Here is a 17,369-nt window from a genome sequence, read left to right as displayed (position 1 = left end):
CATTGGGCTTCGGGGTCTTTTTGTTGTTCAAAAGGGGGGGCTACAGCGGTTTGAGGTCGTGCCCATGACTGCCGCAGTCGTGGTGGTCGCAGACGATGGAGTTGTCCTTGATTTCGCCGGAGAGCCATTTTTCGACCACTTCTTCGATGGGGCCGGAGCAGCCTCGGATGACCTGGATGCCGACGCCGGTCAGGATGTTGGTCGCGCCCTGGCCCATGTTGCCGGCCAGCATGACCTTGACTCCCTTGTCGGCCAGGACCGGGGCGATGTCGGACTTGCAGCCGCATCCCTCAGGGGAATCCATGCGTTCTTTGGAAACGACCTTGTTCTCGTCGTCCACTGTGACCAGGGTGTAGTGGTCGCAATGGCCGAAATGATCGTCGATGTTGCCGTCCCGGGTGGGTAGTGCGAGTATCATGCTTCTGTCTCCTGAATATCTGAGTTGATTTCGATATGGGAGAATAACGCGTGAAAACCGATTGTAAAGGGGGGAAATGCTATTTGCGGCGCATGAGGAAAAATCTCTTCAGCAGGGCGGAACACTCCTCGAACATGACGCCTTCCACGGTCCACATCCTGTGGTTTGCAAAGGGCAGGGCGGCGCCGTCAAGGTTGGACACCAGGGCCCCGGCCCGTTCGTCGCGGGCGGCAAACACGACCCCGGATACGCGGGCGTGGATGAGTGCGCCCGTGCACATCAGGCACGGCTCGAGGGTTACTGTCATGATGGTGTCGGTCAGCCGGTAGTTGCCCATGGCGAGCGCCGCCTTGCGAAGGCAGAGCACCTCGGCGTGGCCTGTGGGGTCATTGAGGGAAATGGGTTGGTTGTGCGCCTTGGCGATGAGTTCGCCCGTGGAGGAGAACAGGGCCGCCCCAATGGGGGCCTCGCCCTTGTCCTGCGCCCGGCACGCCTCGCCGAAAGCGATGTCCATGAGCGAGCGCCAGCTCGTCCCGTGGGGCGGCTGCGGTGGCGTGGGAGCGGGCATGAAAAGGAGCTCCTACCGGTTCTTGAGGTACTGCACCCCGGCTTCGAGCATGACCAGGCCCAGCGGCATGTCCGGGTCGGTGCCGCGCGTCCATGACGGGTGGTTGGTGGGGTGGTTGTATGCCTCGGGGTGGGGCATGAGCCCCAGGATGCGGCCCGAGGGATCGGTCAGGCCCGCGATGCCCAGCGGCGAGCCGTTAGGATTGTAGGGGTATTCCTGGGTGACCTCGTTGGTGTCGGGGTGGACGTACTGGACGGCGATCAGGTTGTTGTCCTGCAAGGCCTGGAAGGTGGCGTCGTCCATCGGGATGATCTTGCCTTCGCCGTGGCGGATGGGCACGTCGAGGTAGGTGATGTCCCTGGTGAACACGCAGGGGGAGTCCGGGTTGGCCTTGAGCCGCACCCACCGGTCTTCGAAGCGGCCGGAGTCGTTGTATGACAGGGATACCTGGCGTTCGAAGTATTTGCCGCCGATGGCCGGGAGCAGGCCGAGCTTGCACAACAGCTGAAAGCCGTTGCAGATGCCGAGGATGATGCCGCCGTTGTCGAAGAATCCCTTGAGCTGATCGAGGACCGGCTTGCCGTCCGCGTCGTTGGACCAGCGCCAGCGCAGGGCCGCGGCCTGGGCCGCGCCGAGGTCGTCGCCGTCGAGGAACCCGCCGGGACACAGCAGGTAGTTGTATTTGTCCATGCTCACGTGACCGGCGGCCAGGTCGGAAAAAAAGACGATATCAGCATTGTCGGCACCGGCCTGGGTGAGCGCATAGGCGGATTCCTTGTCGCAATTGGTCCCGTAACCGGTAATGACGAGTGCGTTGACGCGAGCCATGAAAATCTCCTCTTCGTATTGACTTTACCTCGCTACCCTGCAAAATTTGCAAAGCAGCGGCGTGATGGGCAGGAACATACTTGCCCGACGCTCGACAGTCAACATGGGCGACGCGCTTTGTCGACCATAATATATTCTTATAATTCAAGCATAACCAAGGGGCTTCCGCAGGCATGAAAACCAAATTCATATTTATTACCGGTGGTGTTCTATCCTCCCTGGGAAAAGGCCTGGCAGCCGCATCCATCGGCGCACTCCTCCAGGCCCGTGGCCTCAAGGCCACCATCCAGAAACTCGATCCCTACATCAACGTCGATCCCGGCACCATGAATCCCTTCCAGCACGGTGAAGTCTACGTCACCGACGACGGCGCAGAGACCGACCTCGACCTCGGCCACTACGAGCGCTACCTGGGCACCTCCCTGAGCCAGCAGAACAACTACACCTCCGGTTCCATCTACAACTCCGTCATCCAGAAGGAGCGCCGCGGCGACTACCTGGGCGGCACCGTGCAGGTCATTCCGCACATTACCGACGCCATCAAGGAAGCGGTCATCAACCTGCCCAACGGCGAGGACGTGGCCCTCATCGAGATCGGAGGCACGGTGGGCGACATCGAGGGGCAGCCCTTCCTCGAAGCCATTCGCCAGCTCAAGAACGACCTGGGCAAGGAGAACGTTCTGTTCATCCACCTGACCCTGGTGCCCTACATCAAGGCCGCGGGCGAATTGAAGACCAAGCCCACCCAGCATTCGGTCAAGGAGCTGCGGTCCGTTGGTATCCAGCCGGATATCATCATCGGTCGTTGCGAAGAGGAACTGCCGGAAGATCTCAAGCGCAAGATCGCGCTTTTCTGCGACGTGGACCAGGACGCGGTCTTTACCGGCGTGGACGTCAAGTCCATCTACGAGGTCCCGCTCAAGTTCTATGAGGAAGGCGTGGACCAGAAGATCGCCATCCTGCTCAAACTGCCCGCCAAGAACGCCGAACTGGAACCGTGGGAGACCTTGAACTACAAGCTCAAGAACCCCAAGGGGTCCGTCAAGATCGGCATCATCGGCAAATACGTCGACCTGACCGAGGCCTACAAGAGCCTGCACGAGGCCCTGGTCCACGGCGGTGTGGCCAACGACGTCAAGGTGGAACTGGAGTACGTCAATTCCGAAAAGGTGAATCCCAAGAACGTCGAGAAGAAGCTCAAGGCCCTGGACGGCATCCTGGTGCCCGGCGGGTTCGGTTCACGCGGAGTGGAGGGCAAGATCCTGGCCATCCAGTACGCCCGCGAAAACAGGATTCCGTTCTTCGGCATCTGTCTCGGCATGCAATGCGCCTGCATCGAGTTCGCCCGTAACGTCATCGGCCTGGAAGGCGCCAACTCTGAGGAATTCGATCCGACCACCCCGCACAACATCATTTACCTGATGAAGGAGTGGTACGACTTCCGCACCAAGAAGACCGAAATTCGCGACGAGGAATCGAACAAGGGCGGCACCATGCGGTTGGGATCGTATCCGTGCAAGCTCAAAAAGGACACGGCTGCCTACGAAGCTTACCAAACCGTGAACATCGACGAGCGCCACCGGCATCGTTTCGAGTACAACAACAAATATATCCAGCAGTTCGAAGAGCACGGCATGGTCCTGTCCGGCACCGCCCCCGATGAATCCCTCATGGAGATCGTGGAACTGCCGGATCATCCCTGGTTCCTGGGTTGCCAGTTCCATCCGGAGTTCAAGTCCAATCCCATGAGGCCGCACCCGCTGTTCAGGGAGTTCATCAGGGCATCCAAAGACGAGAAGGCGAAGAAGTAGCCCATGGCAGACCTTTACCAAGCCAGTCGGTCCGGCCCGTTCATTCTGGCCGGGCCCTGTGCCATTGAAAGCCGCGAGATCGCGCTTGAGACGGCCGAGTTCCTGGCCGGGGTGGCCGACAGGCTCGGCCTGCCGCTCGTCTACAAGAGCTCGTTCGACAAGGCCAACCGGACTTCGGTGACCAGTTTTCGTGGTCCGGGCATGGGTGAGGGGCTCAGGATTCTGAGCGAGGTCAAGGCAGCCACCGGGCTGCCCGTGGTCACGGACATCCACCACCCCGAACAGGCTGCGCCCGTTGCCGAGGTGGCGGACGTGATCCAGATTCCGGCCTTTCTCTGCCGCCAGACCGACCTGCTCGTGGCCGCCGCCGCAACCGGCAGGGTGGTGAACATCAAGAAAGGGCAGTTCCTGGCTCCCTGGGACATGAAGAACGTCGTGGACAAGGTTCGCGCCTCGGGCAACGACCGGATCTGGCTTACCGAGCGAGGTTCCACCTACGGGTACAACAATCTGGTGGTGGACATGCGGTCCATCCCCCAGATGCGCGCCTTCGGCGTGCCCGTGGTCATGGACGCCACCCATTCGGTGCAGTTGCCCGGCGGTCTGGGCGGCGCATCCGGCGGACAGCGGGAATACGTGCCAGTGCTGGCCTCGGCGGCGGTTGCCGCCGGTGCGGACGGCGTGTTCATGGAGGTCCATCCCGACCCGGACAAGGCGCTTTGCGACGGGCCGAACAGCCTGCCGCTTTCCCAGGTCGAATCGCTGCTCGTACGGCTCAAGGGGCTGTGGGAGTTGAACCGTGCCTAGTCGCGCATTTACGCTTGCAAAAGACGTCAAGCTGCTCGTGCTCGACGTGGACGGCGTCCTGACCGACGGCGGCCTGTATTACGGCGACGAGGGCCTGGTCATGAAGCGATTTCATGTTCAGGACGGGCTTGGCATCAAGCTGGCTCAGGCCGTGGGACTGGAGATCGGCGTCATTACCGGGTTGAACCAGAAGCCCGTCGAGGCGCGGGTTACCGAACTCGGCATCAAGCACTATGTGGCCGGGAAACACGACAAGGGTCCGCTTTTCGAGGAGATGTGCGCCAAGGTCGGTGTGAAGCCTTGTGAGGCGGCATTCATGGGCGACGACTGGATCGACCTCGGGGCCATGAAGCAGGCCGGACTGGCCATGTCGGTGCCCAATGCCATGCCCGAAATCATCGAGGTCGCGGACTGGGTGTCCAAGCGTTCCGGCGGCCATGGAGCCGTGCGGGAAGCCATCGGTTTCATCCTCGATGCGCGCGGCCTGAAAGAAGAAGCCTTGAAGCTGTGGACGGACTGATGAAAGGGCGTCCGGCTCTGATCTTCATACTCATTTTCGTGGGCGGCCTGGTGCTCGGCATCGCGGTCAAGACGCTGTTCTTTTCCGATCCCCTGGTGGAGCCGGCCGACACCGAGAACGATCCCAGAACGCGGCAGCAGCTCCTTGAGGACGCCGACGTGTCCGCCGAGGACATCGAACTGGTGCAGGGAAAACAGGGGGTCATGACCTGGAAACTGCTCGCCAAGACAGCGAAGTACAACCAGGAAAAGGGCCTTATCGGGGTGGAGTTTCCGCAGTTGACCGCCTATTTCGGCGAAGACCGCCAGGAAGTTTACGTTCGGGCGGATCGGGGCGACGTTGATCAGAACAACGACAACCTGACCCTGTACGACGGGGTGAGCGGTCGTCTCGGCGACCTGGCCCTGGATGCGCAATTTCTTGATTATGTCGGCGCGATTGATAAAGTGTATCTCAAGGGCGGCGTTGCCGTGCGCCGTCCGGACATGACCATAACGGCCAAGGCCATGGAGATCGATCTCGTCACCCGCCAGCTGATTGCGGCGGGCGGCGTGGAGGCGCTCCTGGCCCCGCAAGGCCTTGAGGATAACCCTCTGCAATGACGATGAGGAGTGTAGTTTTGATGTTGAACCTACGTGCTTTGACGATCCTGCTTGCCGTGGCTGCGTTGCTTCTGCCTTCACTGGCCGCCGCCGAAGAGTGGGGAGAAATCCGCCAAGCCACCCTCAATCTCAACGTTCGCGAAAAGCCCGACAGAGCGAGTGAGCATGTACTCACCCTGGCCAAGGGGCAGCGGGTTAAGACCGACTTCATGACCGATGACGGATGGGTGGCAATATTCAACCTGAACGAATCCAAACGGGAGCTTTCCCGCGCGGTCGGGTTTGCCAACGCCAAGTATCTCAAAGTCATTCCGAGGAAGAAGGGCGCTCCGGCTCCCGCCCCAAAGGCCGAGCCCGATGCTCCCGTGGTCTCCACCAAATCCGCTGCGCCCGCCCAGAGCGGCCCGGGAGAGATCAAGGCTCCTGTGGTGGAGGAACCCTCCATCGATCCCATCAGGGTGGGGGTGGACCCGAGTCGGATGCCGGTCAAGATCACTTCCGATCGCATGACCTATGACGAGTCGGGCAAGGTCGTGTCTTTTGTGGGCAACGTGGTGGCCGAACACGGCCAGCTGACCCTGTGGGCCGACCGGTTGTCCGCCTATCTGGCTTCCAAGACCGACAAGAAGTTTTCCGCCGACTCCGTTGAACGGATCGTGGCCGAGGGCAACGTCAAGGCAAAGAAGGAGTCCACCGAGGGCACCTGCGGCAAGCTGACCTATTTCGTTGATCGTCAGCTGCTCCGGATGGAGGACAAGCCGCTTCTTCAGGACGGTCCCAACAGCCTGACCGGCGAAGTCATCAATTTCCATATCAGGGAAAACCGGTCCGAGGTCGAAGGCGGCAAGGATCGCGTCAAGGCCATCTTCATGACGCCTGAAAACTTGAAGGTGCAGTAGATGACGACAGCCGGACTGAGGGCGGCGAACCTCTCCAAGCGATACGGCCAGAAAGAGGTCGTGCACGGCATCAACCTTGAATTGAATCCCAAGGAAGTTGTCGGCCTGCTTGGCCCCAACGGTGCGGGCAAGACCACCACGTTTTACATGCTGGTGGGCATCGTCACGCCCAATACCGGGCTTGTCTCCCTGAACGGCGAGCCCATGACCGACAAGCCCCTGCACGAGCGGGCCCGCATGGGAGTCAGCTACCTGCCTCAGGAAAGTTCCATCTTCAAAAAGCTGACCGTGCGCCAGAATCTCCAGATCATACTGGAGCAGACGACCATGACGCCTCGTGAGCAGATGGCCAGGGCGGACGAACTGATGGAGATGTTCACCATCACCAAGCTTGCGGACCAGGCGGCCATGTTCCTGTCCGGCGGCGAGCGGCGCAGGCTCGAAATTGCCCGGGCCCTGATCATGGACCCGCAGTTCATCCTCCTTGACGAGCCCTTTGCGGGCATCGACCCGATCGCGGTCATCGACATCCAGGAAATCATCTCCGTGCTCAAGTCCATGGGCATAGGTATTCTCATATCCGATCATAACGTTCGGGAAACTTTGAATATCTGCGATCGCGCCTATCTCGTCTACGAGGGCACTGTCATCCTTGAAGGAGCGCCGGACGAGATCGTCCAGAATAGTCAGGCCCGCCAAATCTACCTGGGCGAAGACTTCAGCCTGTAGCCCGCATCCTACATTTTTGCCGATTCCCGATTTACACCTTACCCAAAGGTTGGTACACTTTTTTCATAGTGATTAATGTCCATTTTATTGCCAATAGTAACAGAGTGTTATAACAATCTTGTTGCTTCCCTTTCTCGAATGTGCCATACTGAATGTGTAGAAATGATGTATTGAATGAAAAAAAATCGCATGGAATATTTCCAGACGTAATTCGATTATAGCAGGTTCAGAGATGTAAATATGGGTTTGGAACTCAGGCAACAACTCAAACTTTCCCAGCAACTGGTCATGACGCCGCAGTTGCAGCAGGCTATCAAGCTGCTGCAGTTGTCTCGTTTGGAGCTGCTTGAAACCGTGCAGCAGGAACTCATGGAGAACCCGTTTCTCGATGAGTTGGAAACCGAAGCCGAAGTGCACGATTCCTCGGAGAAGCTGACCGAATCCCAGGCTGAAGAAGAACTGGTGCGCAATGCGGACTGGGAGAACTATCTGGGCGAATTTTCCAGCACGTCCAAGCAGGCCACGGCCCGTGATGCCGAAGTCCCGGAGGACGGCCTCTCCTTCGAAGCCCGCCTGGCGTCCAAGCCCTCCCTTGAAGGCCACCTGAATTGGCAGATGCGGCTATCCAATTTTACCGACCAGGAGATCGCCATCAGCGAGATCATCCTGGGCAATCTCGACACCAACGGCTATCTTCAGGCGTCGGTGGACGAGATACGGCTGATGGTCCAGGCTTCCGCAGAGGAAGTCGAGGACTTGCTGATGCGTATCCAGCGCCTGGACCCGGTCGGGGTCGGCGCCCGTACTCCACAGGAGTGTCTTCTCGTCCAGATGGAAGTTCTCGGCCTCGATGATCCGATCCTGGTCTCCCTGGTCAAGGACCATCTGGAGGACCTGGAGAAGAACCGCTACAAGCCCCTGGCCCGCAAGTTCAAGTTGTCCATGGACGAGCTCAAGGAGTACCTTGACCTCCTGCAGACGCTGGACCCCATGCCGGGCACCAATTTTTCCAGCAACGAGCCTCATTACGTCAGCCCGGACGTGTATGTTTACCGATACGGAGAGGATTTCGTCATCATCCTGAATGAGGATGGCCTGCCCCGGTTGCAGATGAACACCTTTTACATGGATTCCATGAAAGGGGCCGCCGACAAGGAAAAGGAATATTTCCAGGAAAAGATGCGTTCTGCTGCATGGCTCATGAAAAGCCTGTACCAGAGGCAGAGGACGCTGTATAAAGTAGTTGAGAGCATTGTCCGCTTTCAGCGGGAATTCTTCATCGATGGCGTGACAAAGCTCAAACCATTGATTCTCAAGGAGGTGGCCGAGGATATCGAGATGCATGAATCCACCGTCAGTCGTATCACTACCAACAAGTACGTCTCGACGCCGCACGGGATCTACGAACTGAAGTTCTTCTTCAATTCGGCCTTGGATCTTGATGACGGTTCCCAGGTGGGTTCGGAGAGCGTCAAGGCGCTCATCAAGCAGATGATAGCAGGTGAAGATACGAAGAAGCCGCTGAGTGATGAACGGATCGGTGAAATCCTCAAGGACAAGCTCGAGGTGAACATCGCCCGGCGCACGGTCGCCAAGTATCGCTCGGCCATGGGCATCCCTTCGTCTTCCAAACGCAAGCAGTATTTCTAACCACTGTTTGCCGGACTTCTACCAAGGAGGCAGCGTATGAACATCAGCTTCACTTTCAAGAACTTCGAGCCGTCCGATCATCTCAAGGGCTACGCGAACAAGCGATTTGAAAAAGTGGCAAAATACGTTTCCGATGCGGAATCCGATCTTCAGGTCAATCTGCTGGTCGACAAATATCGTCACAAGGCCGACGTGATTCTCAATTCCGAAGGCATACATATATCTGCGTACGAGGACTCCGAGGACATGTACTCCACCATCGACATGGTGCTGGACAAGCTCGAAGCCCAACTCAGGAAAATGCGTGAAAAGCAGAAGAGCCGGGTCAAGAAGGCGCGGGGCAACAAGGTGATGATGAACGTCCTCACCTACGAGGACAAGACTCCCGGGGAAGCCCCCAAGATAGTGGGCACGGACGAATATGTGCCCAAGCCCATGTCCATAGACGAAGCCGCCATGCAACTTGATGCGCTCGAAAACGAGTTCCTTGTCTTCCGCAATGCGGAGACCGAGGGTGTGAATGTGATCTACAAACGTAAGAACGGCGATTACGGCCTCATCGATCCCGGATACTGATTATGAAACTCGGCGACTACCTGGCGAAGGAACTTGTCCTTCCCGAATTGGCGTCCGGCACCAAGTCGGACGTATTGAAAGAACTCATCGCCCCCGTGGGCGTTAAATATCCCGAGATGGACACGGACCAGGCGGTCCGTGTCCTTCTCGACCGTGAGAAGCTCGGCACCACCGGGATCGGCGACTCCATCGCCATTCCCCACGGCAAACTCGAGGACCTGGAACAGGTCGTCGTTGTCGTGGGCCGAAGCCTCAAGGGCGTTGACTATGATGCCCTGGACCACAATCCCTGTTCCATCTTCTTTCTGGTGCTGGCTCCGGAGCAGGTGGCCGGAATGCACCTTCGCGTCCTGGCCCAGATATCCCGTCTGCTCAAGGACGAGGAATTCCGCAAGGCCTTTATGGAGGCCGACGGTTTCGAATCGCTCTGGCAGTTGATCAAGGGTGTCTAACCGAGAAGGTCCGAAGTCCGTGACTCCGTTGAACACTTTCCCCGTCGTCATCGTCACCGGCATGTCCGGTTCAGGAAAGAGTACGGCGCTCAACGTGTTCGAGGACCTCGGGTTCTTCTGCATCGACGGACTGCCGTCCGAGATGTCCCCCAAGATCGCGGACCTGGTTCACAAGAATGACACCAAGTACCGAGGGCTTGCCTTGGGCATGGACCTCCGCCAGAACGAATTCGTCGAAGGCTGGGACCAGGCCCTGAAGGATTTCGCCCAGATCGGCATAAGCCCGCAGGTGGTTTTCCTGGAAGCCAAGAAGGGCGAACTTGTCCGCCGGTACGCCACCACTCGCAGGCTGCATCCGCTCGAGAGCACCGATCTGGGCCTGGAAAAGGCGCTGGAAAAGGAAAAGGAACTCCTGGCCCCGGTGCGCATGGCAGCCGCGCTGGTCCTCGACACGACCGATTATTCCATTCACGACCTGCGACGGGTCATTCAGACCAAATGGTCCGCCCTGGAAGAAGCGGGGCGGGGCATGCGGGTTCACATCATCACTTTCGGCTTCAAGTACGGCGTGCCGTCCGAAGCAGACCTCGTGTTCGATCTCCGCTTCCTGCCCAACCCTCATTTCGACAAGGACCTGCGTCCTCTGTCCGGGTTGGACCCGGCCATCTCCAAGTTCGTGCTCGACAACGAGGTGGGCAGCGGGTTCAACGAGCGGTTTCAGGATTTCATGAGCTACATACTTCCGCTCTATGCGGAAGAGGGCCGATACCGCATCACGCTGGCTCTCGGCTGTACCGGCGGCCGTCATCGATCCGTTTCCGTGGCCGAATCCCTGCTGGCGACCCTGAAGAAAAAAGGGTATAGTGTTTCGATTGAACATCGACACATGGAACTTGGATAATATCGATGGCTGAAAAGTCCAAAAAGAATATCCCTGTGGTGGGCATCGTGCTGGTGACCCACGGCACGTTTGGTGAAACGCTGCTCGAAGCTGCGGAGATGGTCATGGGCAAGCAGGACAACTGTCTGGCCGTGGGCGTAGACGTGGAACGGAGCGTGGACGAGACCATGGAACTGATCCGCTCATCCATCCAGAAGGTGGAGCGGGGCAAGGGCGTGGTCGCACTGACCGATCTTTTCGGCGGTTCCCCCACCACCATGAGTCTGTCGCTCATGAAATCCGAAAATCTTGAAGTCATCACAGGGGTGAACCTGCCCATGTTGGTGGCGACTCTGCAGTCCCGGTCCATGGACCTCCAGGCACTGGCCGAGAAGGTCAAGTCTGCCGGGCAGCAGGGCATCAAGGTCGCGGGCGCCATGCTGCGCAAGAAGGCAAAGAAGTAGGGTGGCCGCCGTGATTCTCGTTCGTATCGACAACCGGCTGATTCATGGCCAGATTATCGAAACGTGGCTGCCTTATACCGGAGCACAGCGCGTTTTCGTGGCCAACGACGAATTGGTCCACGACGTCCTGCAGCAGGAGATCATGTCATTGGCGATCCCCCAGACCGTGGACAGCTTTTTCGTGTCGGTGGAAGGGCTTTCCCGTGCCGTGGAAGACAACGGATACGGCGAGGGCCATGACGTCATCATTCTCTTTTCAAACTGTTCCGACGCCCGGCGTGCATTTGATGCCGGGTTCGGTTTCGATATTTTGAACGTGGGCAACGTCCACTACAGCCCCGGCAAGCGGCAGGTGTCGCCGAGCGTAGCCCTGTCGGACGAGGATGAAAGCTGTCTGCGCCATCTCAGCAGGAAGGGTGTGGAGCTCGACTTCCGCTGTGTTCCCAACGACCAGGTTCAGGTGAGGTTCTGATATGTCCATGGACAATCCCTTTGCCTGGTTCGCCCTGATCGCTTTTTTTTTGCCCTCTTCTCCCTGTTTCGCTACTCCATAAGCATAGGTCTGCTCGAGCGACCGCTGGTGGTCGGCTTTCTCTGGGGCGTATTCACCGGCGAATACATAATCAGCCTCAATATAGCCATATTCTTTGAGCTTTTTTGGCTTGATCTGATTCCGGTGGGGACGTTCATTCCTCCCCATCTGGCAGCCGTCACCTTCTCTGCCCTTTCGCTGACCACCTATTTCGGACTGACGCATCCGGCCAGCATCCTGGGCGTGATCCTGGCCTGCATGCCCCTGGCCTGGCTCGGGAGCAAGGTGGAGATGTGGATCCGGGATCAGGAGCGGGCGGGGTACAACCGGTTGCTTCATTGGGTGCGCCAACCCGGTGATTCCAACGGTCCCGGCAGGATCATCCTCGGTTCCCTGACCAGGACTTTCATCGTTTCATGGATCGGTTTTTATGCGTCCGTGCTTGTCTTGAAAGTGGTGTTTGATACACTTTTCACACTCTATCCAGGCGCACTCGCTTCGGTGAATATCCAGTGGGCGCATCTCTGGGGCGCGGCAACGCTGGGAGGGGTGATGGCGCTGCGTTTGAAACGGGCTTATGCCGTTCTTGGCACAGGCATAACTCTTTTTGTCCTTTTCACCCTTTTCGCCTGATTTTAGCTTGGCAGCGGGGGGGGATTGTGATATCCGTCACATTCTATTTCCAAGGCATTTATTCCATTCTCGGATAAATCAATTTAGGAGGACTTGATATGGCTATTTTGGTTGTTGGACACAAAAATCCTGATACCGACACTGTCGCTTCCGCGATTGCTGCCGCTGACCTGTTTACCAAGCGTGGTATGGACGCCAAGGCTGTCACCCAGGGCGAAATCGCTCCTGAGAGCGCCTTTGTCCTGGAAAAGTTCGGCTTTGCCGCTCCTGAGATTGTCACCGACGCCACTGATCAGCAGATCATCCTGGTCGATCACACCGACATTTCCCAGACCATCGACAACCTGGACAAGGGCGAACTCGTCGCCGTCGTCGACCATCACAAGCTGGGCGACGTCACCACCCCCGGCCCCCTGGAAATGTGGGTCTGGCCCGTGGGCTGCACCGGCACCGTCCTGAAGTCCATGTACGACTTCTACAACGTTGAAGTCCCGGCCAACATCGCCGGCATCCTGCTCTGTGCCATCCTGAGCGACACCGTCATGTTCAAGTCCGTTACCTGCACCGACGCCGACAAGGCCGCCGTTGAAGCTCTGGCAAAGATCGCCGGTGTCGGCGACGTCATGGCTCTGGGAATGGAAATGTTCAAGGTCAAGTCCGCCGTTGACGGCGCTTCCCCCAGCGAACTGGTCTTCCGTGACTACAAGGACTTCGACATGTCCGGCAACAAGGTCGGCATCGGCCAGCTGGAAGTCGTGGACCTGTCCATGCTGGACGCCCACAAGGCCGCCCTGCAGGCTGAAATCGAGAAGGTCAAGGCTGACGGCCGTCACTCCGTCTTCCTGCTGCTGACCGACATCATGAAGGAAGGCTCCGAGATGCTTATCGCTTCCGACGACCCCTCCGTGGTCGAAAAGGCCTTCGGCGTCGCCACCACCGGCGAGTCCGTGTACCTTGACGGCGTCATGAGCCGCAAGAAGCAGGTTGCTCCCAACTTCATCAAGGCCTTCGAAGGCTAGCAACCACCTGATTGAGCGCAAAGTATCGGCCCGCCAGCATTGTGCTGGCGGGCCTTTTATGTTTTCAGCCCTTGCCAGGTTATCATTTACCGCATGATGATCAGAGCGTATTGCTTCTCTATGGAAAATGTCATCAAAATCCTGTGCCGCCTTTGCTTGTGCACAATGCTTTGCATGATGTTTTTTCCCGTTCCGGTTTGTGCGGATCACGCGAAAAAAGTATTGGTCTTCGCCGTGGCTACGGGATTTCCTCCCTACCAGTTCGAGACGGACGAGGGTGCGCCGACGGGACTTGACGTAGACGTTGTCAAGCTTGTTTGCGCGCGGTTGGGCGTTGAGGTCAACATCGTCCAGGGGCCGTGGGAAGACATGCTGACCATGTTGCGTACCGGAAAGGTCGATTGCGTGGCCGGTATGGAAATGACCGAAAAGCGTGGGCGAATCTTCGATTTTACGAACCCTTACTATACCCGTCGCAGCATCGTGTTCACATTGGTGGACAATTGGGACATCAATAGCCTGGATGATCTCAGGGGGCGGATCATAGCCGGTGACCGGCATTCCGCTGCGGATGAACGCTTGTCTCGCCTGTATCCCGAGCAACGAATCCGCATCCTGTATACCGAAAGCAAGGACAAGTCCTTCAGAATGCTCAGATCAGGGGAAGTGGTTGCCCTCATCGCCCCCATGGCCGTTGGGTATCATCTTGGCTTTCGGTACCGAATGGCGTTGAAGGTCATCGACGATGTCGATCCCGGCGTTTCCGTTGCCCTGGCCGTGAACAAAGGAGAGCTGCGGCTGCGGGATCGATTGAATGCCGCCATTGTCGAGTTGATGCAGGACGGGAGCATGGCCACAGCCCTGCGCAAGTGGAAGGTACAATAAAAACGGGATGGCCCGCAGGCCATCCCGTTCGGAGATGACGAAAAGCCCCTGCCGACAAGCAGGGGCTTTGAATATTACAAGACGCCGGCGTTCTTCAGGACGGCTTCCAGTTTGGGTTTGTTCTCTTCCTGCAGGGGAACGATGGGCAGCCGGAACTGCGCATCCTTGAACAGCCCCATCATGGCCAAGGAGGTCTTGACCGGAATTGGGTTGGTCTCCATGAACATGGCCCGGTTGACCGGGGCCATCTTCAGGCTCAGGTCGATGGCCTTGTCCAGGTCCTTTTCGAAGAAGGCCTTGACCATGCCGCTCATCGCAGCGGGCATGATGTTGGAGATGACCGAAATGACGCCACAGCCGCCCACGGCGAGCAGGGGCAGGACCGTGAAGTCGTCGCCCGACATGAGATTGAAATTCCTGCCGCACTGTTCGATGACCTGGGCAGCCTGGGTCATGTTGCCGGTGGCCTCTTTGACCGCAACGGCTTCGGGAACAGCGTCCACAATCATTTTGAGGTGCTCGGGCAGACAGTTCAGACCGGTGCGGCCGGGCACGTTGTAGATGACGAAGGGCATGGAGGCTTCCTTGGCGATAGCCTTGAAGTGCTCCACCAGGCCGCCGGGCGTGGGCTTGTTGTAGTAGGGCGTGATCTGGAGCGCGGCGTCGGCACCGGCCTCCTTGGCCATCTTGGTCAACTCGATGGCCTCCTTTGTGGAGTTCGAGCCGGCCCCGGCGATTACCGGAACACGTCCTTTGGCCTGTTCGACGCAGATCTTGATGGTCTGCCCCTGTTCCTGGTGGGACATGGTGGCCGCCTCTCCGGTGGTGCCGCACGGCACCAATCCGTCGATTCCCTGCTCGATCTGCCATTCGATGAAGTCTCGATATGTGGCTTCATCGATTTCCCCGTCCTTGAACGGGGTCGAGAGGGCTGTGAATGCTCCTCGAAATTCCATTGTCATCTCCTTGTCACGCTGTGAGTGAATTATCTTATCGACCGGGCGGTATCATTCAAGAATATCGCTAACGGCCGGGTAATCCCTTATCTGGTCATTCATACCGATTGATGAGGTTTTATAGTTCCTCGACGGATTCCATGCAAATGAATTTTCCCGATCGGGCCATTCGAGAATCGTAATTTCCGCTATACTTCTGCCTTTGTCATAGGCCCTGACCCAGAGGCAGCGTCCGTCGGCCTGTATCCGCCCGTTCACGCCAGACCCTCTGCCGCTGCCAAGAAGCAGGTCCGGCACGTCCCCGGAATTCCCCGACAGGTACTCCTGTTCGGCCAACCAGCCCCAATCGGAAAGACCTATCAGCAGACGAACTTCCGTTCGGTACTTCCTGATGTCGTGGGCGAGTCGTTCCAGCAACGCTTTTTGCGGCTCGGCGTTTCCGGGAGGCAGGGAAGGGAAGCGCAGAAACCCGATCCTGTCTCCCCCCGTCGTGGTGATCACTGAAAACGGCTCCCTAGAGGCCGTCTGCTGCCAGGAAGGCGCAGTTACGCCCATCCGGCCCAGAGCGTCGCCTTCCTCGTCGGAGAGAAAGCCCACGTCATAGCGCATGAGGTCCATGACCTTTGAAATGGAGGTCAGGACTTGTGAAGAAGCCGGCCGGCTGCCCGGGCGCATGTATTCCCATGCGCCGGAAACCAGGAGCCGTGGAACCGATGTCTTGTGGACGTCAAAAAAATACGTGGCCCGCCGGGCCAGGCCCCCGAGGGTTTTACCGCCTCAAGAAGGGCATGGCCGCACCGTGCCATACGTATTTGCCGAGTAAAGGATACTCAGGACAGCTTGCTCCGCCCGGGCTGGACCACAGACGAAAATGACGACCGCCAGAATCAGGCAGTACGCAAACCGTCGCATCCTACTGGTTGATGTATTCCTTCAGCTCTTTACCGGGACGGAAGAAAGGAAGCTTCTTGGGTTTGACCTGGACGACGGAACCGGTCTTCGGATTGCGTCCGGTATACCCTTCATAGTCCTTGATCTTGAAGCTGCCAAAACCTCTGATTTCGACACGGTCGCCACGGAGAAGGGCTTCCTTGACGGAATCGACGAAGGCTCCAACCACTTTGGTGGCTTCGTCCACGTGCATTTTTTTCTGTTCAGACAGAGCCTTGATCAATTCGCTCTTATTCATGGTTTCCCCCTGAAATGATACATTGCCCGCAGAAAGGAAAAAGCTCCCTGCGAGAAAACTTAAAAGAAATCATTTCCGAAATTCTCACTAACTATGCCGAAAAATAACTCTTTTCGTCAACCCCTTATTTGTTTTTTATCAGGCATCCGGGAAATCCCTCAGGATGGGACGTTCGGCGATGCGGGCGAGGTTGTCTTCTCGATAGCGCATGATCCTGCCTGCCAGGGACCGGATATCCTTGCCGGCTGGTGCTTCAGGGGCGAATTTCATGAGCGGCGTCTGGCGTCGTACGGACTCGACAACCGTCGGGTCCTGGTGGATGAATCCGAGGTTTCGCAGTTCGATACCGAGGAAATTACGGCAGGCCGCATCCAGCCTGTCAAAGGTCTGGTTGGCCTCGGAAGCGCTGGTCGCCTGGTTGACCAGCACCAGGAAATCCTTGATGCCGTACTGTGTGGCCAGGACCTTGATCATGGCGTAGCTGTCGGTCAGGGAGGTCGGCTCCGGGGTGACGACGACGAGTCGAAGCTGGGTCAGGGAGGCCAGGGAAAGAACCGTGGGGGAGATGCCGGCGCCGAGATCGAGCATGAGATAATCGTATTCGCCCGCAATGGTGATCAGCTTGCTGAACAGGATGTCCTGCAGGTCTTCGTCCATCTCGACGAGTTCAGGCACGCCGCTTGTGGCCGGGAGCATGTCGAATCCATCCTCGATGGACACCAGTACTTCTTCGGCGGTCACGCCGGATTGCATCAGGTCGGAGAGATTCCGGTCGGGCGAAATGCCGAGCAGCACGTCGAGGTTGGCCAGGCCGAGATCGCAGTCCATGAGCAGGGCCCGCTTCTCGGCCATGTGCAGGGCGTAACCGAGATTGAGGATGATGTTGGTCTTGCCCACGCCGCCCTTGCCGCTCAGGATGGAGAGTGAAAGCGTTTTATTCTTATTCATGAC

21 protein-coding genes and 1 pseudogene are annotated in these 17,369 nt (G+C 58.0%); 15 read left to right on the top strand and 7 right to left on the bottom strand.

The genetic code is table 11. The features are described 5' to 3' along the window. Positions 1-40 precede the first annotated feature (40 nt). From OO730_RS01590 to OO730_RS01580, 3 genes are all read right to left on the bottom strand, one after another. Complete coding sequence (locus OO730_RS01590) at positions 41-418, bottom strand: NifB/NifX family molybdenum-iron cluster-binding protein (RefSeq protein WP_264982829.1); 378 nt, start codon at positions 416-418, stop codon at positions 41-43. A gap of 79 nt (positions 419-497) precedes the next feature. Then, entirely contained in the window at positions 498-986 is a 489-nt protein-coding gene (gene tadA, locus OO730_RS01585) for a tRNA adenosine(34) deaminase TadA (RefSeq protein WP_264982828.1), read from the bottom strand. Between the two features lie 12 nt (positions 987-998). Continuing rightward, positions 999-1,814: a phosphoribosylformylglycinamidine synthase subunit PurQ gene (locus OO730_RS01580; RefSeq protein WP_264982827.1), complete on the bottom strand. Its 816-nt coding sequence runs from the start codon at positions 1,812-1,814 to the stop codon at positions 999-1,001. Between the two features lie 173 nt (positions 1,815-1,987). Here OO730_RS01580 and OO730_RS01575 point away from each other — a divergent pair, with 173 nt between their 5' ends. From OO730_RS01575 to OO730_RS01505, 15 genes are all read left to right on the top strand, one after another. Then, on the top strand, positions 1,988-3,625 hold the full coding sequence (locus OO730_RS01575; RefSeq protein ID WP_264982826.1) for a CTP synthase: 1,638 nt from the start codon (positions 1,988-1,990) through the stop codon (positions 3,623-3,625). Positions 3,626-3,628: 3 nt separating this feature from the next. Further along, positions 3,629-4,432: a 3-deoxy-8-phosphooctulonate synthase gene (gene kdsA / locus OO730_RS01570; RefSeq protein ID WP_264982825.1), complete on the top strand. Its 804-nt coding sequence runs from the start codon at positions 3,629-3,631 to the stop codon at positions 4,430-4,432. Beyond that, positions 4,425-4,952, top strand: coding sequence for a KdsC family phosphatase (locus tag OO730_RS01565; RefSeq protein ID WP_264982824.1), 528 nt, complete (start codon positions 4,425-4,427; stop codon positions 4,950-4,952). The genes kdsA and OO730_RS01565 overlap by 8 nt, the downstream gene beginning before the upstream one ends. Then, a complete protein-coding gene (gene lptC / locus OO730_RS01560; RefSeq protein WP_264982823.1) occupies positions 4,952-5,554 on the top strand; it encodes an LPS export ABC transporter periplasmic protein LptC in 603 nt (200 codons plus the stop codon). The genes OO730_RS01565 and lptC overlap by 1 nt, the downstream gene beginning before the upstream one ends. Positions 5,555-5,574: 20 nt before the next feature. Continuing rightward, positions 5,575-6,453: an LptA/OstA family protein gene (locus tag OO730_RS01555; RefSeq protein ID WP_264982822.1), complete on the top strand. Its 879-nt coding sequence runs from the start codon at positions 5,575-5,577 to the stop codon at positions 6,451-6,453. After that, complete coding sequence (gene lptB / locus OO730_RS01550; RefSeq protein ID WP_264982821.1) at positions 6,454-7,182, top strand: LPS export ABC transporter ATP-binding protein; 729 nt, start codon at positions 6,454-6,456, stop codon at positions 7,180-7,182. It abuts the gene before it with no gap. Positions 7,183-7,422: 240 nt separating this feature from the next. Next, positions 7,423-8,832, top strand: coding sequence for an RNA polymerase factor sigma-54 (gene rpoN, locus OO730_RS01545; protein WP_264982820.1), 1,410 nt, complete (start codon positions 7,423-7,425; stop codon positions 8,830-8,832). Between the two features lie 36 nt (positions 8,833-8,868). Then, on the top strand, positions 8,869-9,408 hold the full coding sequence (hpf, locus tag OO730_RS01540) for a ribosome hibernation-promoting factor, HPF/YfiA family (RefSeq protein ID WP_264982819.1): 540 nt from the start codon (positions 8,869-8,871) through the stop codon (positions 9,406-9,408). Positions 9,409-9,410: 2 nt separating this feature from the next. Then, positions 9,411-9,860, top strand: coding sequence for a PTS sugar transporter subunit IIA (locus OO730_RS01535; protein WP_264982818.1), 450 nt, complete (start codon positions 9,411-9,413; stop codon positions 9,858-9,860). 19 nt (positions 9,861-9,879) lie between these two features. Continuing rightward, positions 9,880-10,761 carry an RNase adapter RapZ gene (gene rapZ / locus OO730_RS01530; RefSeq protein WP_264982817.1) on the top strand — a complete coding sequence of 294 codons (882 nt, stop codon included), beginning with the start codon at positions 9,880-9,882 and terminating at the stop codon, positions 10,759-10,761. A gap of 5 nt (positions 10,762-10,766) precedes the next feature. Further along, positions 10,767-11,204: a PTS sugar transporter subunit IIA gene (locus tag OO730_RS01525; protein WP_264982816.1), complete on the top strand. Its 438-nt coding sequence runs from the start codon at positions 10,767-10,769 to the stop codon at positions 11,202-11,204. A 10-nt stretch (positions 11,205-11,214) separates the two neighbouring features. Further along, positions 11,215-11,676 carry a PTS sugar transporter subunit IIB gene (locus OO730_RS01520; RefSeq protein ID WP_264982815.1) on the top strand — a complete coding sequence of 154 codons (462 nt, stop codon included), beginning with the start codon at positions 11,215-11,217 and terminating at the stop codon, positions 11,674-11,676. 108 nt (positions 11,677-11,784) lie between these two features. Further along, the gene (locus OO730_RS01515) at positions 11,785-12,369 is read left to right on the top strand and encodes a hypothetical protein (RefSeq protein WP_264982814.1); all 585 of its coding nucleotides are present in this window, start codon (positions 11,785-11,787) and stop codon (positions 12,367-12,369) included. Positions 12,370-12,467: 98 nt separating this feature from the next. After that, on the top strand, positions 12,468-13,388 hold the full coding sequence (locus tag OO730_RS01510; RefSeq protein WP_264982813.1) for a manganese-dependent inorganic pyrophosphatase: 921 nt from the start codon (positions 12,468-12,470) through the stop codon (positions 13,386-13,388). 120 nt (positions 13,389-13,508) lie between these two features. Next, positions 13,509-14,273, top strand: a complete 765-nt coding sequence (locus OO730_RS01505) for a substrate-binding periplasmic protein (protein WP_264982812.1) — start codon at positions 13,509-13,511, stop codon at positions 14,271-14,273. A gap of 74 nt (positions 14,274-14,347) precedes the next feature. Here the strand turns inward: OO730_RS01505 and dapA are convergent, their stop codons facing one another. From dapA to OO730_RS01485, 4 genes and pseudogenes are all read right to left on the bottom strand, one after another. Further along, a complete protein-coding gene (gene dapA / locus OO730_RS01500) occupies positions 14,348-15,229 on the bottom strand; it encodes a 4-hydroxy-tetrahydrodipicolinate synthase (protein ID WP_264982811.1) in 882 nt (293 codons plus the stop codon). 51 nt (positions 15,230-15,280) lie between these two features. Then, positions 15,281-16,141, bottom strand: coding sequence for a UshA-like (seleno)protein family 2 (locus OO730_RS16320; RefSeq protein WP_420705218.1), 861 nt, complete (start codon positions 16,139-16,141; stop codon positions 15,281-15,283). A 1-nt stretch (position 16,142) separates the two neighbouring features. Beyond that, positions 16,143-16,421 (bottom strand): annotated as a pseudogene (locus OO730_RS01490) (HU family DNA-binding protein); the annotation flags it as partial. 135 nt (positions 16,422-16,556) lie between these two features. After that, entirely contained in the window at positions 16,557-17,366 is an 810-nt protein-coding gene (locus tag OO730_RS01485) for a MinD/ParA family protein (protein WP_264982809.1), read from the bottom strand. Positions 17,367-17,369 lie beyond the last annotated feature (3 nt).

The organism is Pseudodesulfovibrio portus (assembly GCF_026000375.1).
Classification (GTDB): Bacteria; Desulfobacterota; Desulfovibrionia; order Desulfovibrionales; family Desulfovibrionaceae; genus Pseudodesulfovibrio; species Pseudodesulfovibrio portus.
Note: the sequence above shows the minus strand (reverse complement) of the source record. Positions and strands in the feature narration are given on the sequence as shown.

Excerpts from the sequence above, each read along its gene's own strand:
- kdsA (WP_264982825.1), top strand. The coding sequence starts at position 3,629 with ATGGCAGACCTTTACCAAGCCAGTCGGTCCGGCCCGTTCATTCTGGCC.
- hpf (WP_264982819.1), top strand. The coding sequence starts at position 8,869 with ATGAACATCAGCTTCACTTTCAAGAACTTCGAGCCGTCCGATCATCTC.
- OO730_RS01555 (WP_264982822.1), top strand. The coding sequence starts at position 5,575 with ATGTTGAACCTACGTGCTTTGACGATCCTGCTTGCCGTGGCTGCGTTG.
- rpoN (WP_264982820.1), top strand. The coding sequence starts at position 7,423 with ATGGGTTTGGAACTCAGGCAACAACTCAAACTTTCCCAGCAACTGGTC.
- OO730_RS01535 (WP_264982818.1), top strand. The coding sequence starts at position 9,411 with ATGAAACTCGGCGACTACCTGGCGAAGGAACTTGTCCTTCCCGAATTG.
- OO730_RS01510 (WP_264982813.1), top strand. The coding sequence starts at position 12,468 with ATGGCTATTTTGGTTGTTGGACACAAAAATCCTGATACCGACACTGTC.
- OO730_RS01580 (WP_264982827.1), bottom strand. The coding sequence starts at position 1,814 with ATGGCTCGCGTCAACGCACTCGTCATTACCGGTTACGGGACCAATTGC.
- lptC (WP_264982823.1), top strand. The coding sequence starts at position 4,952 with ATGAAAGGGCGTCCGGCTCTGATCTTCATACTCATTTTCGTGGGCGGC.
- OO730_RS01485 (WP_264982809.1), bottom strand. The coding sequence starts at position 17,366 with ATGAATAAGAATAAAACGCTTTCACTCTCCATCCTGAGCGGCAAGGGC.
- tadA (WP_264982828.1), bottom strand. The coding sequence starts at position 986 with ATGCCCGCTCCCACGCCACCGCAGCCGCCCCACGGGACGAGCTGGCGC.
- OO730_RS01525 (WP_264982816.1), top strand. The coding sequence starts at position 10,767 with ATGGCTGAAAAGTCCAAAAAGAATATCCCTGTGGTGGGCATCGTGCTG.
- OO730_RS01590 (WP_264982829.1), bottom strand. The coding sequence starts at position 418 with ATGATACTCGCACTACCCACCCGGGACGGCAACATCGACGATCATTTC.
- OO730_RS01575 (WP_264982826.1), top strand. The coding sequence starts at position 1,988 with ATGAAAACCAAATTCATATTTATTACCGGTGGTGTTCTATCCTCCCTG.
- dapA (WP_264982811.1), bottom strand. The coding sequence starts at position 15,229 with ATGGAATTTCGAGGAGCATTCACAGCCCTCTCGACCCCGTTCAAGGAC.
- OO730_RS01505 (WP_264982812.1), top strand. The coding sequence starts at position 13,509 with ATGGAAAATGTCATCAAAATCCTGTGCCGCCTTTGCTTGTGCACAATG.
- lptB (WP_264982821.1), top strand. The coding sequence starts at position 6,454 with ATGACGACAGCCGGACTGAGGGCGGCGAACCTCTCCAAGCGATACGGC.